16 protein-coding genes are annotated in these 14022 nt (G+C 44.5%); 10 read left to right on the top strand and 6 right to left on the bottom strand.

Annotated features, from left to right (window positions below):
* Positions 1-216: 216 nt before the first annotated feature.
* From AAA943_RS02290 to AAA943_RS02265, 6 genes are all read left to right on the top strand, one after another.
* Entirely contained in the window at positions 217-1026 is an 810-nt protein-coding gene (locus AAA943_RS02290) for a hypothetical protein (RefSeq protein WP_338222625.1), read from the top strand.
* Positions 1027-1029: 3 nt separating this feature from the next.
* Positions 1030-1929: a helix-turn-helix domain-containing protein gene (locus AAA943_RS02285; protein ID WP_338222624.1), complete on the top strand. Its 900-nt coding sequence runs from the start codon at positions 1030-1032 to the stop codon at positions 1927-1929.
* Between the two features lie 5 nt (positions 1930-1934).
* Positions 1935-2444, top strand: coding sequence for a hypothetical protein (locus tag AAA943_RS02280; RefSeq protein ID WP_338222623.1), 510 nt, complete (start codon positions 1935-1937; stop codon positions 2442-2444).
* Positions 2445-2514: 70 nt separating this feature from the next.
* Positions 2515-3495 (top strand): GTP 3',8-cyclase MoaA, encoded by a 981-nt coding sequence (gene moaA / locus AAA943_RS02275; protein ID WP_338222622.1) that lies wholly within the window; start codon positions 2515-2517, stop codon positions 3493-3495.
* Positions 3496-4671, top strand: coding sequence for a molybdopterin molybdotransferase MoeA (locus AAA943_RS02270; protein WP_338222621.1), 1176 nt, complete (start codon positions 3496-3498; stop codon positions 4669-4671).
* Positions 4671-5408, top strand: coding sequence for a sulfite exporter TauE/SafE family protein (locus AAA943_RS02265; RefSeq protein ID WP_338222620.1), 738 nt, complete (start codon positions 4671-4673; stop codon positions 5406-5408). Before AAA943_RS02270 ends, AAA943_RS02265 begins: the two co-directional genes overlap by 1 nt.
* A 33-nt stretch (positions 5409-5441) precedes the next feature.
* Here the strand turns inward: AAA943_RS02265 and AAA943_RS02260 are convergent, their stop codons facing one another.
* The 3 genes from AAA943_RS02260 to AAA943_RS02250 all read right to left on the bottom strand — a co-directional run bounded on the left by AAA943_RS02260 (position 5442) and on the right by AAA943_RS02250 (position 7835).
* Entirely contained in the window at positions 5442-5945 is a 504-nt protein-coding gene (locus tag AAA943_RS02260; RefSeq protein WP_338222619.1) for a GNAT family N-acetyltransferase, read from the bottom strand.
* Entirely contained in the window at positions 5942-6232 is a 291-nt protein-coding gene (locus tag AAA943_RS02255; RefSeq protein WP_338222618.1) for a type II toxin-antitoxin system TacA family antitoxin, read from the bottom strand. The genes AAA943_RS02260 and AAA943_RS02255 overlap by 4 nt, the downstream gene beginning before the upstream one ends.
* Positions 6233-6389: 157 nt before the next feature.
* Complete coding sequence (locus AAA943_RS02250; RefSeq protein WP_338222617.1) at positions 6390-7835, bottom strand: glucoamylase family protein; 1446 nt, start codon at positions 7833-7835, stop codon at positions 6390-6392.
* 114 nt (positions 7836-7949) lie between these two features.
* On the opposite strand from AAA943_RS02250, the gene AAA943_RS02245 reads away from it, so the two are divergent.
* Genes AAA943_RS02245 through AAA943_RS02230 form a run of 4 tightly spaced genes read left to right on the top strand, consistent with a single transcriptional unit; the run spans position 7950 to position 10474 of the window.
* On the top strand, positions 7950-8192 hold the full coding sequence (locus AAA943_RS02245) for a MoaD/ThiS family protein (RefSeq protein WP_338222616.1): 243 nt from the start codon (positions 7950-7952) through the stop codon (positions 8190-8192).
* Between the two features lie 4 nt (positions 8193-8196).
* A complete protein-coding gene (locus AAA943_RS02240; protein ID WP_338222615.1) occupies positions 8197-9264 on the top strand; it encodes a ThiF family adenylyltransferase in 1068 nt (355 codons plus the stop codon).
* A gap of 7 nt (positions 9265-9271) precedes the next feature.
* Positions 9272-9718, top strand: coding sequence for a molybdenum cofactor biosynthesis protein MoaE (locus AAA943_RS02235; RefSeq protein WP_338222614.1), 447 nt, complete (start codon positions 9272-9274; stop codon positions 9716-9718).
* A 45-nt stretch (positions 9719-9763) separates the two neighbouring features.
* Positions 9764-10474 (top strand): hypothetical protein, encoded by a 711-nt coding sequence (locus tag AAA943_RS02230; RefSeq protein ID WP_338222613.1) that lies wholly within the window; start codon positions 9764-9766, stop codon positions 10472-10474.
* 32 nt (positions 10475-10506) lie between these two features.
* On the opposite strand, the gene AAA943_RS02225 is transcribed toward AAA943_RS02230, so the two are convergent.
* From AAA943_RS02225 to AAA943_RS02215, 3 genes are all read right to left on the bottom strand, one after another.
* Complete coding sequence (locus AAA943_RS02225) at positions 10507-11748, bottom strand: C69 family dipeptidase (RefSeq protein WP_338222612.1); 1242 nt, start codon at positions 11746-11748, stop codon at positions 10507-10509.
* A 4-nt stretch (positions 11749-11752) separates the two neighbouring features.
* Positions 11753-13120 (bottom strand): flavin monoamine oxidase family protein, encoded by a 1368-nt coding sequence (locus AAA943_RS02220; RefSeq protein WP_338222611.1) that lies wholly within the window; start codon positions 13118-13120, stop codon positions 11753-11755.
* Positions 13121-13235: 115 nt separating this feature from the next.
* Entirely contained in the window at positions 13236-13808 is a 573-nt protein-coding gene (locus AAA943_RS02215) for a TlpA family protein disulfide reductase (protein ID WP_338222610.1), read from the bottom strand.
* Positions 13809-14022 lie beyond the last annotated feature (214 nt).

Here is a 14022-nt window from a genome sequence, read left to right as displayed (position 1 = left end):
ATTTTCATGTACAAAACATGATTCCCTCTCTAATGTTTTGAGATTCTGATAAATATAAAAGGGCAGGATTTCATTAACTTCTGAATTTCATGGTCTAACAAGGGCATAAAGTACTTTTTTCCATAGGAATGTTTGAATTGTGTAAGTTTTGATTTGAAAAGGATTATTGAATAAGATAGAAAAGGCTGAGTTTTGCATTGGTTTATCTCCCAAATCATGCCTTTCATCAATAGATTTAATTGTTTCTCTTCCGATGGGAAGAGGAAAATCAGCCGATTCAGTTTACCCATTGGTTTATTTCTTTCCTTGATTTTAGTAAGCAGTTCTGCCAAAGGACAGGAAGACTCCCAACGGCATATTGGTGGCACTGTCACGCTTACCAATAATGGTATCTCCATCATTCCTTCCTTTTCATTAGGGAGGCCAGCAGTTTTTTTTGACTTGACTATGGGGGGTGAACGATTTTCCTTTGAGCCCATGCTTCGGTTTGGCTTGGATGGAAAGCCTTGGTCATTTGTGCTTTGGGGGAGGTACAAGGTGATCAAAGACCGGCGCTTTTCGTTGACTGTGGGTGGTCACCCTGCCTTCTTGTTTCAGGAGGCTCAAGTGATGGTGGATGGAAAGCCCGAAATGAGAATGGTGGCCAATCGCTATGTGGCTGGAGAAATCAATTCCAGCTTTAAGGTGAGTAAAGACTTGACTTTAAGACTTTACTATTTGAAAGGCGTAGGGGTTCAGGTTATGGGACCAAAAAGTTCTGATTTTCTGGCTTTAAGCCCTGAATTTCCAGACATCAAATTAGCAGGGGAGTTTAGCATGGTCATCAATCCCCAGTTCTTTTTCCTGAAAGTAGATGAGAATTCAGGGTTTTATGTCAATTCGGGACTTACCTTTAAAAAAGGAGAGTTTCCGGTGCAGTTTCAGGCCTTTGGTAATAAAAAGCTTAATTCCACGATCCCGGGAGATGATCTGGTTTGGAACTTGAGTCTGCTGTATAAGTTTAATACCTCATTTGAAAAAAAATAGATCATGGATAATGCCGAAAGTCTTCGAGAGTTTTATGAGAGAAAATTCAATTGGATTCCAGAAAACTTAGCCGCGGAAATCGGTCATTTCAATATTTTCCGCCTTGAGCCATACCTGGAGGGCAAAATGAAAGCCGTGCCCTACCGGAGAAGGGACTTTTATAAAATTATGCTGGTCAAAGGCCCGGGTACGGTTCAGTATGCAGACCGGATCAATGAGGTCAAAAGACAGGCGCTTTCCTTTTCCAATCCGCTGGTTCCCTACAAATGGGATCATTTGACTCCTGATACGCAGGGTATATACTGCATATTCAATCCGCATTTCTTTCTCAATTTTGGGCAGATCCAGCAATACGAGGTGTTTCAGCCCAGTGGGAATCATATTTTTGAGTTGACGGACAAAGAGGTGGAGGCGGTTGAACTGATTTTTGAAAAAATGGAGGCGGAGTTCAGTTCCGAATACAAATACAAATACGATGCAATCCGGGCTTTGATTTTGGAGCTGATTCATTTTGGGATGAAGCTGCAGCCTGCTGAGATTCAAAAAACCCAACACAGAAACGCTTCCCTGCGGATTGCTTCCATCTTTTTGGAATTGCTGGAAAGGCAATTTCCGATCGACGAAACCCATCAAACCATTGGAATCAGAAGCCCTTCGGACTTTGCAGATCAGCTCAATGTCCACGTCAATCACCTCAACCGGGCAGTCAAAGAAATGACCGGAAAGACGACTTCTAAGTTGATCGCAGACCGGGTACTGCAGGAAGCCAAAATCCTGCTAAAACAAAGCAACTGGAATGTATCAGAAATCGCTTATGGCTTGGGATTTAATGAAGTGACCCACTTCAATAATTTCTTCAAAAAGCACGTAAATTTATCTCCGACTCAATTCAGAAAGGGATGAAAAATATGAATTTAAAACTAGTTTGGGTTTATTTTCTGTCAATCGGATTTGTTGCACAGGCTTGGGCCCAGCAGACTAAATCCATAGCGGTCACAGGAGAGATAGCCTCAGAAATCGTTTTGGACTGGGGCCTGATTTCAGCTCAAGAGGCAGAGGAAATCGGGGACTTTTCCATCACCAATCATCTCGGAGAACCTAGAGGAGTACTCCAATCCGCCAAGGGTGTACCGGTAAGCTCCTTGTTAAAAGATTTGGCATTCAAGACACCTTCACCAAAACAACTCAGCGAGTTTTACTTTGTATTTGAGGCAGAGGATGGGTACAAGGTGGTATTTTCCTGGAATGAGCTTTTCAACAATCCTCTGGGAGAGGAAGTTTACTTCGTGACCTTCGCCAATGGAAAGCCCATGGAGGAAATGGAAGACAGCATTCTGGTCATTTCGAAGACCGATTTCCGTACCGGAAGAAGGCACGTGAAAAATCTGGAGAAAATCCACGTGAAAAGAGTGCCTTGATTCAAGTCTTTATGAGTCCATTTATCCCGAATGACTTTTTTCCCAGGGAGGGAATTCTCAACTTGTGCCTATGCTGATTGACCCTTTCGGACGTATTCACGATTACCTCAGGATCTCACTGACAGATCACTGCAATTTCCGCTGCACTTATTGTATGCCGCAAGAAGAAATGGAGTGGATGCCTCAGTCCAAGCTGATGAGTAAGGATGAAGTAATCGAACTGGCAAAAACCTTCATCAATCTTGGGGTCAAAAAGATTCGTCTGACCGGAGGAGAACCTTTGGTGAGGAAGGAGTTTCCCGAGATTTTGGAGAGATTGGCTGATTTCCCAATAGAGCTTACCCTTACCACAAATGGCGTTTTGATTCACAAACACATTGACGTATTGAAGAAAGCCGGCGTTCGCTCAGTCAATGTCAGCTTGGATACACTCAACAGGGAAAAGTTTTTGAAACTGACCCGTAGAGATCAATTCGATCTAGTTTGGGAAAATATGCTCCTGCTCCTTCGAGAAGGCTTTCGTATCAAAGTCAATGCAGTGGCCCTTCACGGATTGATAGAAGATGAAATTTGTGATTTTGTAGCGATGACGGAAAAGCTTCCCATCCATATGCGATTCATCGAGTTTATGCCTTTTGCAGGCAATCACTGGCAAAGCAAGAAAGTGGTCACAGCGGCTCAAATGCTGGATTTGGTGAAGGAAAAATATGAAATCGTCAAGCTGGAAGACAAAAAGCACGATACGGCCAAGAAATACAAAGTACCCGGTTTTGCCGGTACTTTTGCCTTTATCACTACCATGAGTGAGAACTTCTGTGCTGGCTGCAACCGAATCCGCCTGACAGCAGATGGAAAAATCAAAAACTGTCTTTTTGGAAAGGAAGAGCTAGACCTTTTGGGAGCCTTGAGAAGGGGAGAAAATGTGGACGAAATCATCCGACTCTCCATTTCCAGAAAGCATAAAGCCTTGGGAGGACAATTTGACCCAGACTACCTGAAGGCTAATCCCGATGCCATCGAAAACAGAAGTATGATCAAAATCGGAGGCTAAATGATATCCGTTTCAGAAGCAAAATCCATTCTTCAAAAGCTTAATCTTCCGAATAGAGCTGTCAGCTTACCCATTTCTTTGGCCATAGGTCATTTTTTGGCCCAATCTCTCTCTTCAAAAATCGATGTGCCTTCTTTTGACAACTCTGCCATGGATGGCTATGCCTTTGCTTGGGAGGAAGGAATTGATCGCTTGGAAGTCATGGGAGAGGCTGCTGCGGGCTCTTCTGACTTACCCAAAATCGAAAAAGGACAAGCAGTCCGAATATTTACCGGAGCACCACTGCCTGCTGGGGCAGATTCGGTGATCATGCAGGAAAAAGTGAAGCGGGTGGGTGATTTCATCCAATTTAAACCTGAGGATGCCACTCAGGGAAACCATGTTCGCTATCGGGGAACGCAATGTAGACAGGGTGAGGTCGTGGCCGAAGCCGGTGCCAAGATTACTCCCGGCTTGGTCAGTCTTTTGGCCTCGGTGGGTGTAAATGAGGTGCTGGTATCCCTAGCTCCAAAAGTCGCCATCATCATTACAGGCAATGAAATCCAAGAATTGGGAAAGCCTCTCGAGCCCGGACAAATCTACAATGCCAATGGCCCTGCCTTGGAGTCTTGGTTAAAAAACTTGGGTATCTCAGAAATACAGCAAATCAAGGTTCAGGATCAAAAAGAAGCTGTGGTAGAGGCCCTTTCCCAAACGTTGGAGGAGTATGATTTGGTGATTTTTACCGGAGGTATTTCGGTGGGAGATTATGACTTTGTCAAAATCGCTGTGGAAGAAAACGGGGTGAGACAGCTTTTCTACAAACTCAAGCAGAGACCCGGCAAACCCCTTTATGCTGGAGAAAAAGAGGGTAAGATCGTTTTTGCCTTGCCCGGAAACCCTGGTTCGGTGCTTTCCTGCTTTTTGCAGTATGTAAAACCCGTCATTCAATCCTGGAAACGAGATCCTGAAGCATGGAATTATTTTAAAAATCTTCCACTTTCCCAGGATTTTGAAAAGAAAATTCCACTCACTCAATTTTTAAAAGCAAGAATCCAAAATGGAAAAGTACAAGTGCTTCAGGGTCAGGAATCCTTCAATCTGATTGCTTTTGGTTTGGCTGATGGATTTGTGGAGATACTGGAGGAGTCATCCTATGTCGAAGCAGGTAGGTTGGTAAGGTTTTATCCTTGGTGATGGAAGATCTGATTTATTACGGCCTGTTTTTTTTGATGCCTTTTGCTGCGTTTTTGTATGCTTCGGTCGGGCATGGAGGAGCGAGTTCTTACCTGATGATTTTGGCTTTGTTGGGATTTGCTCCTGAGGAGATAAGGCCCACAGCCCTGATTCTGAATATGATGGTGTCCATGGCTTCTTTCCTCAATTACCGTAAGGCGGGAGAGTTTCCGACGAGCCTGTTTTGGTCCCTGATTCTCTTTTCCATTCCTGCGGCGTATTTGGGAGGAACCATATTGCTGGATGCCTCCATTTACAAAAAAGTTCTGGGAGCACTTTTGCTTTTTCCTGCCTTGAAGTTTGCCGGAGTATTCCCCATAGCCAAGGAAGTGAAAATAGAACGGGCTTGGTGGATGGGTCCTCTTTTGGGGATTCTGATCGGGTTTCTTTCAGGAATGATCGGAATTGGTGGAGGAATCATTCTTACGCCGATTGTTTTGATGTTGGGTTGGGCAGGAGTGAAAGAGACGGCTGCTTTGAGTGCGCTATTTATCTTTTTGAATTCTGTGGCCGGATTTTTCGGAGCCAGCATTTACGAAATTCCTATGAAAGAGGAATTGTGGGTTTTGGTCCCATTGACAGTTGCAGGGGGGATTTTGGGAGCTTATTTGGGGGCTAAACGCTTTTCAGTAAAATCTCTCAAATACCTTTTGGCTTTCGTCCTGCTTTTTGCAGCGGTGAAGTTGATTTTGAGTTGAAAAAACTGTTCTATTCAGACTATAAGGTGATTTTCATTCAAATAATTGGCTGATCGTCTTCATCGGTAAAAACATTTTTCCGCTGTCAGGCAACTTGATGAATCCGAATTTTTTATAAAATCGTTCGGCCTCTAGGTCTAGGGGATCTACGGTCACGGCAAATGAGCCGATGGTCTTTGAAATCAGATGACACCTTTTTAAGGCATCAACAAGAAGTAGTTTTCCTATTCCTTGCCCTTGGAATCGTTGATCAATTGCAAGCCTCCCCAATAGGATGGTAGGAATAGATTGATATGAACTTGGTAATTTTCTTTGAATCTCAGGAGGGATATTGGAAAGATCAATACTTCCATTCGATAAGGTGTAGTATCCTTTAATCAAGTCGGTCTCGGATTCCGTGATCACAAAGCAAACTGCGAGTTTTCGCTTAATGTCCTGATTGGCTTGCCTATGGAGGTAATGATCCAGCATTTCTTTTCCACAGGAAAAATCGGATTTTTTGTGGGTGGAGTTTAAGGGCTCTGAAAGCTGACTCATTTATTTATCAGGGATTCGAATTCAGCAGCAGCTTGGGAAAGTTCCTCGTTGGGAGACTTGGGATTCATGATAGCGTCGAAGAAAATTTCAGCATCTTTTTGAGATGCAATCACCCGCTCATTTTCGGTGATAATTTCCTTTGCTTTTTCTTGGAGAGTAGCTACCACAAAATCCGTCAGATTTCTATATCCTCCTATTTGGGCAGCTTTTTCAAAAAACTCCTTTTGCTCTTTGCTTAGTCTTGTGTCAAAGCGGGAAGATTTTGAATTGGATTTTTTGGTTTCCATTTTGATTTTTTCCCAAAGTACAACTTTAATCCGTACAAATATATATTGTACGGAAATATTCCGTCAAATCCTTTCTGGGAAAATATTCAATTTCAGTTTTCTCCTACGACCTTTTGGCTTTCGTCCTGCTTTTTGCCTCGATCAAGCTCATACTTTCTTAATTCGGGATTTCGTAGGAAAAGTCCAATTTTTCCAAGCCTTGCTGTATTTCTGGAGCATTCATCACCAACTTCCAACCCAAACCTGATCTGTAGTTTTCGATCATGGTGACAATAGGTCCCTGATCAATAGCCAAGTAGCGCTGAGGGAAAAAGTCATGATGAGGGCTCATCGCGTCGTAGAATCCATAAGGTCCAAACACTTTTTCTCCATAGTTTTCATACAGATTCCTTATCACCTGCATGGATTCCTCAGGGGTGTAAACAATGGAAGAAAGAGCTGCAGTGGGAGAGATGACTCCCACGTCATCCCCGGGCCGATGGGCATGGTAGAAATTGACCGAGTAGGAGGCGGTCAGGCCCCACAAGTTTTCACCATACCCTTTAAATTTTCCCGGATTGGCAATGCACCAAGCCCGATTGATCAGGGTTTGGTTTCTGTTTTCTTCCCAATAGTCGGCATACTGATCTTTAAGTCCTTTGGGATTGATGCTGAGGTAGGAATAGTGGGCCCAAAAAAGCGGTCCTCCCAATTCTTCTGCGCCATTGTGCCTGAGCTGCAAGGAGTATCCATAGGGTGTTGCTCTAGGTGAGCGAATACCTCCAGACCTAGCCCAGCCCTGATGGTAAGCTTGAGGATCGATGGGATGGGTAGGGGAGGCAGCTGCCAAAATGTAGGTCACCAAGGTTTCATTGTAGCCTTCGAGGGCGAAATTCATTTCCCAGTCAAAGTTGGGTGACCAGTGCCAATAGAGTACGTTTTGCCCGTTTCGGGTATGCCAATTCCAGTCCATTTCCTCCCAAAGAGTCTGAATACGCTGACTGATTTTTTGCTCTGCTTCATTTCCATTTTTGAAGTATTCCCGGACAGCAAGAAGCCCTTGCATCAGAAAGGCCGATTCGACCAAATCTGCTCCGTCATCCTTTGGGCTGAAAGGTTTGGTTTTACCTGTTTTTCCATCCAACCAATGGGGCCAAATTCCATGAAATCGATCCGCTTTTTCCAAAAAAGTAAGCATTTTGTCAAACCTATTCACTGCTGCTGTTTGGGTAATCCATCCCCGCTCGATAGCTCCCAAAATCCCAATCAATCCCATTCCTGTACCTCCAGTGGTGATGATGTGCTGATCCTGATCAGGATAGACCCCATCCATATGAATCCGCTCCGGAGCCATTCCTGAGTTGGGTTCGGCCCCATCCCAGAAATACTGAAAAGTATAGTACTGGACTGTGTCGAGTAGCTGCTCATCACTAAGCTGAGGTTTGGTATCAGGAGGCTGATTGGCTGGCTCACTATGGCAGGAGAAAAGGAATAGGCTAGTGGCTATGCCGAAAAGGAAGAGGGAAGAGCTTTTTGTCATGGTTTGGGAATAGGAAGAAATCAAGGTGAAAATACGCATTATCCATCGGGAAAAAAGGAGATTGACCAAGTCTGAATTTTCCATCCCGGCGAAAGAAGTGAAGCAATCTCCGGATAATTTTCCCCGATTTTCTCACAATTCTTTTACCGGTTAGTTTAATCCAAAGGGGAGCAGTAATTTAGAGCAGACAAGAAGAAAATGATGTCAGATCAGATTAAAATCAAAGCTTTTGGAATGATTGCCGATAAAATGGGGCAGGAGGAAATCCGTATGCTTAATCCCGGGTCTACAGATCTGCTACTCCATAAGCTTTATCAAGACTTCCCTCAACTGGAATCCATGAAGTTCGGCTTGGCCATCAACAAAAAGCTTTGCTCTGAACCTACATCCATACCCCACGAGGCCGAATTGGCCCTTTTACCCCCATTTTCCGGAGGCTGAAATTATGAATAGATACGACAGACAATTGGTGCTGCCAGGATTCGGCATAGAAGGCCAAGCCCGACTTCGAAAATCTTCTGTGCTTGTGATTGGAGCGGGAGGATTGGGATGTCCGGTTTTGCTCTATCTCTCAGCAGCCGGGGTAGGTAAAATAGGCGTGGTGGACGGAGATCAGGTGAATCTTTCCAACCTTCACCGGCAAGTACTTTTCGGAGAAAAAGACTTGGGGAAAAACAAAGCGGAAACTGCCGTCCGACATTTTCAGCAAAAGTACAGCGATATCCAATGGGAGATTTTTCCGGAAATGATCAGCAATTCCAACGCGGAAGAATTGATTTCCGGCTACGATTTGATCATCGATGGGAGTGATAATTTCCCCACCCGCTACCTGGTCAATGATGCCTGTGTGCTGTTGGACAAACCTTTGGTCTTTGGAGCAATCTATTTGCATGAAGGGCAGGTTGCGGTATTCAACTGGGGTGAAAAGGCCTGCAATTACCGGGATGTATATCCGGAGATGCCTTCTGCCACAGAAATCCCCAACTGTGCCGAAACCGGAGTTTTAGGCGTTTTGCCGGGCATCATTGGCAATCTGATGGCATTGGAAGCGATCAAGGTGCTATCCGGCTTTGGTAAACCTTTACAGAATCGGATGCTTTTTTTCAACAGCATTAGTTCCCAATCCTATGAGGTGGAAATTTCACCCAATTCCAAAGGAAGAAACGCCATTCCGGGAAGTATTCAGGATCTGCATGCCTTGGATTATGAATTGGCCTGTGAAGGAATCAAGCAGCTGACCTGGAATGAGGCCATGCGAAAAATGAATTCGGATGTAGCCTTTGTGGATGTGCGGGAACTCGGTGAAATGCCTCCTTTGGAATGTACCGGACTGCAGAAAATCCCTCTTTCTTCTCTGGCTGATCATTTTGACCAATTGGAAGAAGCAGAAGAAATTCTCTTTTTCTGCCAAAGCGGAAGTCGCAGTCAAACAGCCGCCCAACTCCTGCAAAAAGAGTTTCCGAAAAAGAAAATCTTCTCTATCCGGGGAGGAATCAATGCCCTGAAAACCTAAATCTGAAATGGAAAAAGAACGCAAACCCAAAAATATTTTTGTGCAGGGGCCGATTTCTCCTGATAAAATCGCCCAATCCATCGCCAATCATGCCAGCAAAACCGATATCGGAGGCCATTCCATTTTTCTTGGGCAGATTCGGGCTGACCAAAAGCCGGAAGGCAATGTTATTGCCATTGCCTACACAGCTTACGAGGACATGGCTTTGGAGAAGGCCTTTGAAATCAGAGAGGATGTTTTTGCCAAATACCCGCTGACCTGCATGCATATCTATCACAGCCTGGGAGAGATCAAAGTCGGGGAGATCTGCCTCTTCGTTTTTACCTCCTCCAAGCACCGAAAAGCCGCCATGCAAGCCTGTGATGAATTGGTGGAGCGGATCAAAGCAGAACTTCCGATATGGGGGAAAGAAATCCTGGATACGGAAGGACATGTTTGGAAGGTAAACACCTAGGAATCAAGCTAAATTAAGTTTACCTTTTCGTCAAACACTTCGCCTATGTTTGACAAATTGAATCTGGGTTTACTCGACCTGTTGACGATTCTGCTTCCCGGAGGACTGCTAATTGGTTTTTTGATTTTTGTGGGTTGGCCGGAGGACTTGTTCGTTTTAAACAGCCTGGCAGATTCACCTTGGATGGAGGGAACCATATTCTTTTCCACCGCCTATGTTTCCGGTCATTTTATTTATCTGGTTTCCAGTTTTTTGGATGGATGGATATATGACAAAATCAAAACGATCTGGTGGTCCAATTTGAGTCTGTTCAATCAGGCCTTGGGTATTCGTTCCGTCAAAATCCAAACGGTCAGCAGAGGAGATTTCAATACCTTCAAGTATGCGATGGCCTATCTGCTGACGCATAAGCCCAATCTCCATTCGGCAGTAGAACGGACGATGGCGGAGTCCAAGTTTTTCAGGAGCTTTTGTGTGGTGCTGTTCGTTGGGATTGTTTTTTCTCTGGTCAAAAGCAATTGGGTTTTAGGGGGGATTTGTCTGGGATTAATGCTGCTATCCCTGATTCGATACCTCACCCAGCGGGCCAAATCCATCGAGTCAGCCTATCAGTACTTAATCCTGCTTCATGAAGGTGACTTGGGTTCTTTTCCTCCTCAAGAAGATGAGTTGAAGCTGTATACGGGTCAGAAGAAGTCTGATTTTTGGAAGAAAGTGGGTTCAAGTATAAAGCAGGTTTTTGTTAGGGGATCGTAGGAAAGGTTTTATTCAGATTCCGCATTCACCTTTCAAAGAGGACTGGATTTAGATGAAAATTCCTGCAAAACTCTCAAATACGCCCGAATACACTTTTCTGTAAATTGGCTCAAGTCTTCAGTCTCCGGATTCTTTTCTAGCAGCTTTTTATTTTCCAGAACCCAGCTCGTTTGAAGTGGGTCCAGTTGATTTCTCCATTCAGGCTGCAACTTGGAATAGTCATTTAGGATAGATCTTTGTATGGATTTGGCTTTCCACCAAAGGCTTTCGTCAGGATGGGCTGATGGGGAAAAAAGTCCTTGATCCCAGCTTGTCCCAAAATAAAAAGGCAAATACACACTCATGCAAGGTTGAGAAGTGCTTGTCAACCAAATGGTCGAAGGTCCATATTTTCGAATCTCAGCCACCATGCTTCCCGTGGTATCCGAGGGATTGGTCATTCCGGTGGCATGCATACAGATGCAGCCTGTGGTGGCTTTTTTCGGGTTAAAATCTTCCCGGTCATGCTGTCTGAGGGCCTCAAAAAAGTCCTGTACTTCCAATTCCTTCCTTTTTTCCAAAAATCCAAAGGTGCAAGCCTGCCTTTGTTTTGCTCTACCCACTTCGGTATAAAGTAGGTCGGAAAATCTCCCCCGGAAACTCTCTTTCTTTCCAGAAAACAGCGATTGAATCGTCCGCTTCTCTTCTACAAAATGTGCTTCATCGTAATCTTCGTCCAAAGTGAGCCCGTTGGAAATGCTGCCGATGGAGTTGACTCGACGATAGGCCCAGGATTTTCCTGCCGTTTCCAAAATAAATACCTCCTGAGGATCAGCGATCAGGAAACTGTTGTGGTAATAGAAATTGCGGTTTTGATATCCTCCACAGGCATTTTGTCCAAATTCTTCCAAAAGATTGGTGATGATTTTCAGGGCTTGTTTGGCTGAGTTGCTTCTTTCCAAAGCCAAGCGAAGCAAATCCATGCCTGTGAGTCCAACTTTCTTTTTGTCAAAACGGACGTTGGTGAAAACCGCCTCATTTCCGATTACGACTCCGTGTTCATTGACTCCCATCTCGGCTCCCCACATCTGAAAGGGCTTCGAGAGAATTACTTCGAAAGTTTCCTCGACTTGAGGGATCGTGATGTAGGTGCATTTCAGCTGGTTTTCCTTCGGAAGTTGCCTTGGGTAATGAGCTATTGCCTGCGCTTCCAAAGGCTCCCGGTCAGAGTTTTTTCCGAAAATCAGGTTACCGAAGGCGGTTTTGTCCGGAAGAGCTACCAAAGTATCACACACTGCGTTAAGGATTATTCGTTTGGACTTCCATCAAACACTTTTCAGCGGCAGCTTCACCCGAGATCACAGCCCCTTCGATATATCCATGCCAGCGTTCGGCTGCTTCTGTCCCGGCAAAATGGATGTTTCCTTCTGATTTTCGGTAAGCATCCTGCCAAGCGGTCCAAGCGCCTTTTGGCATCAATCCGGCATAGCAGCCTTGGGACCAAGACTCATCTGTCATGGTAAAATCTTCGTATTGGATCGATTTCTTGGCCTTTTCTCCAAAATATCTAATCAAGACCGCCTCCAGTTTCTCCTTTCTCTCTTTTTTTCCTAGGGCAAAAAAAGAATCTGCCCGGCCGCCGATCGTGAATCCCATGATTATCCCTCTGCTGGCATCTGCTGGAGAGCAGTCAAAAAAGGTCTGAAACGGGGTGGACTCATCGGATAAGGCCTGACCCGAAAAACCCATTGCTCTCCAAAAGGGCCGATCATAGATCATAAAGCACTTGCCCACACGGCCCATAGGATAGTTTTTGAGGAGTTCGCTTTTTTCGAAGGAAAGTCTTGGAGAAAATTGGATATTGGAAAGGAGAGGGGGAGGAACAGCCAAGATGATTTGTTTACAATCCAATTCAAACCCATCTCCTGAGACCAAATATCCTGAATTGGTTTTTTGAATTCGACTTACCGGATAATTGAATCGGATTTGCTTTGCAAATCTCTCCGCTATCTTTTCTGCCAAAGTTTGCATTCCGCCTTTGACCCGATGCTGCTGAGCCCCATCTTTGATATTGATCAGGCAATCCAAAGAAGTGCCGGATCGGATATAAAAAAGCGCATGGAGCAGTGAAATCTCCTTCAGCTGACAGGCAAAGATAGTTTCGCAGCCTACTTGGAATACCTGACGAGTTTGGGAATGGGTACAGTTTTGGATCAAAAAATCCTCCAAAGTCAGGGAATCCCATTCTTTGGATTTTGGATGAATCCAAGGTGCTTCCAAAGACACAGAATCGGCCATTTTCTGGATTTTTCGCATGACCCAAGCCAGTTGGACTAAAGCAAAAAGGCCGAGCTTGGGAATGACTCCCCGGTAGGTTTTAATCCTTTGTGCAAGGTCAAGAATATTTTTTCCCTGATTATAAGTCTCAAAATACTCCATCCCATATTCCTTACACAGGGCATACATCCGGTCTTGGGTAGGGCCGATCCATTGTCCACCCAAGTCCAGATAAAACCCCTCAAACTGCCGGGTATAAACTCTCCCACCCAAACGGTCCCGTGCTTCCAGGAGAAGAAAAGAAATGTGGTTTTCGTGAAGTTTTTTGGCAGCTGCCAAACCGGAAAAACCTCCTCCGATGATCAAAACTTCTGTGCTGGGGGGATTCATTTTTGGAAGTTATTCAAAATCCCAAATGTTCCCAACTCTACTTAAAAGTTCCCTAAATCATGGACGAAGAAGATTTTTTCGAAAGCGAAAAGGCAAAAAAAACCTATGCGGATCGCTATTGAGCGATTAAAAATTCCTTGAATTCCTTCGTGTTGAAATTGCTCATTCCTTCCTGGTAAAAGACGATTTTTCCTTCCTTGTTTACCACCAGAGTAGTAGGAATGGACTCGCTTTGAAGGCTGGAATTCAAGCCATAGCTGGCATGGACGACAGGGAAAGTCCAGGCTTTTCCCTCCATAAAGCCTTTGCTTTTTTCAAATTCCCGATCCAGTCCCACCATCAGGAATTCCAGATTGGGTTGGTCTTTTACTGATTTGTACAGCTCGGAAATATGCGGCATTTCTGCCCGGCAAGGACCACACCAAGAGGCCCAAAGATTGATAAAAACGGTCTTTCCCCGATAATCCTGAAGGTTGATTTCATTCCCCTGCATGTCTACAAATCGTCCCCGATAATCAAAGTTTTGATTGGTCAGATCCACTCGTTCCAATTTGGGTTTGATCAATCCGGTAGACAGCAAGACAGACTGAATAGCTCCATGGATCACGGGTAATAAGCCTGTGAAATACAGAAAGGCAAAAAAGGCCAAAATCAGCCCCCAGGACTTAATTTCTTTTTTCCAATCCATTATTTAAGGACGATTTTTCGATGCTTCGACTTCGCTCAGCACAAGTTTACGATTTACGACACTACTAAGAGTTTAAAGATTCCAAAAGGATTTTGACTCTGAATGAGCTTAGAACGATGAACCTCGAACCAAGAACTTTCAAACTTCCAAGTTTTCAAAATTAACCCCACAATTTCAGACCCTTAGTGACAAGTCTTACATTTTCGGGTTTCAG

The organism is Algoriphagus confluentis (assembly GCF_036245625.1).
Taxonomy (GTDB): Bacteria; Bacteroidota; Bacteroidia; order Cytophagales; family Cyclobacteriaceae; genus Algoriphagus; species Algoriphagus confluentis.
Note: the sequence above shows the minus strand (reverse complement) of the source record. Positions and strands in the feature narration are given on the sequence as shown.

Bases quoted from the DNA above. Each gene is read 5' to 3' on its own strand.
- AAA943_RS02290 (WP_338222625.1), top strand. From the start codon at position 217: ATGCCTTTCATCAATAGATTTAATTGTTTCTCTTCCGATGGGAAGAGG.
- AAA943_RS02285 (WP_338222624.1), top strand. From the start codon at position 1,030: ATGGATAATGCCGAAAGTCTTCGAGAGTTTTATGAGAGAAAATTCAAT.
- AAA943_RS02280 (WP_338222623.1), top strand. From the start codon at position 1,935: ATGAATTTAAAACTAGTTTGGGTTTATTTTCTGTCAATCGGATTTGTT.
- moaA (WP_338222622.1), top strand. From the start codon at position 2,515: ATGCTGATTGACCCTTTCGGACGTATTCACGATTACCTCAGGATCTCA.
- AAA943_RS02270 (WP_338222621.1), top strand. From the start codon at position 3,496: ATGATATCCGTTTCAGAAGCAAAATCCATTCTTCAAAAGCTTAATCTT.
- AAA943_RS02265 (WP_338222620.1), top strand. From the start codon at position 4,671: ATGGAAGATCTGATTTATTACGGCCTGTTTTTTTTGATGCCTTTTGCT.
- AAA943_RS02260 (WP_338222619.1), bottom strand. From the start codon at position 5,945: ATGAGTCAGCTTTCAGAGCCCTTAAACTCCACCCACAAAAAATCCGAT.
- AAA943_RS02255 (WP_338222618.1), bottom strand. From the start codon at position 6,232: ATGGAAACCAAAAAATCCAATTCAAAATCTTCCCGCTTTGACACAAGA.
- AAA943_RS02250 (WP_338222617.1), bottom strand. From the start codon at position 7,835: ATGGAAAATTCAGACTTGGTCAATCTCCTTTTTTCCCGATGGATAATG.
- AAA943_RS02245 (WP_338222616.1), top strand. From the start codon at position 7,950: ATGATGTCAGATCAGATTAAAATCAAAGCTTTTGGAATGATTGCCGAT.
- AAA943_RS02240 (WP_338222615.1), top strand. From the start codon at position 8,197: ATGAATAGATACGACAGACAATTGGTGCTGCCAGGATTCGGCATAGAA.
- AAA943_RS02235 (WP_338222614.1), top strand. From the start codon at position 9,272: ATGGAAAAAGAACGCAAACCCAAAAATATTTTTGTGCAGGGGCCGATT.
- AAA943_RS02230 (WP_338222613.1), top strand. From the start codon at position 9,764: ATGTTTGACAAATTGAATCTGGGTTTACTCGACCTGTTGACGATTCTG.
- AAA943_RS02220 (WP_338222611.1), bottom strand. From the start codon at position 13,120: ATGAATCCCCCCAGCACAGAAGTTTTGATCATCGGAGGAGGTTTTTCC.
- AAA943_RS02215 (WP_338222610.1), bottom strand. From the start codon at position 13,808: ATGGATTGGAAAAAAGAAATTAAGTCCTGGGGGCTGATTTTGGCCTTT.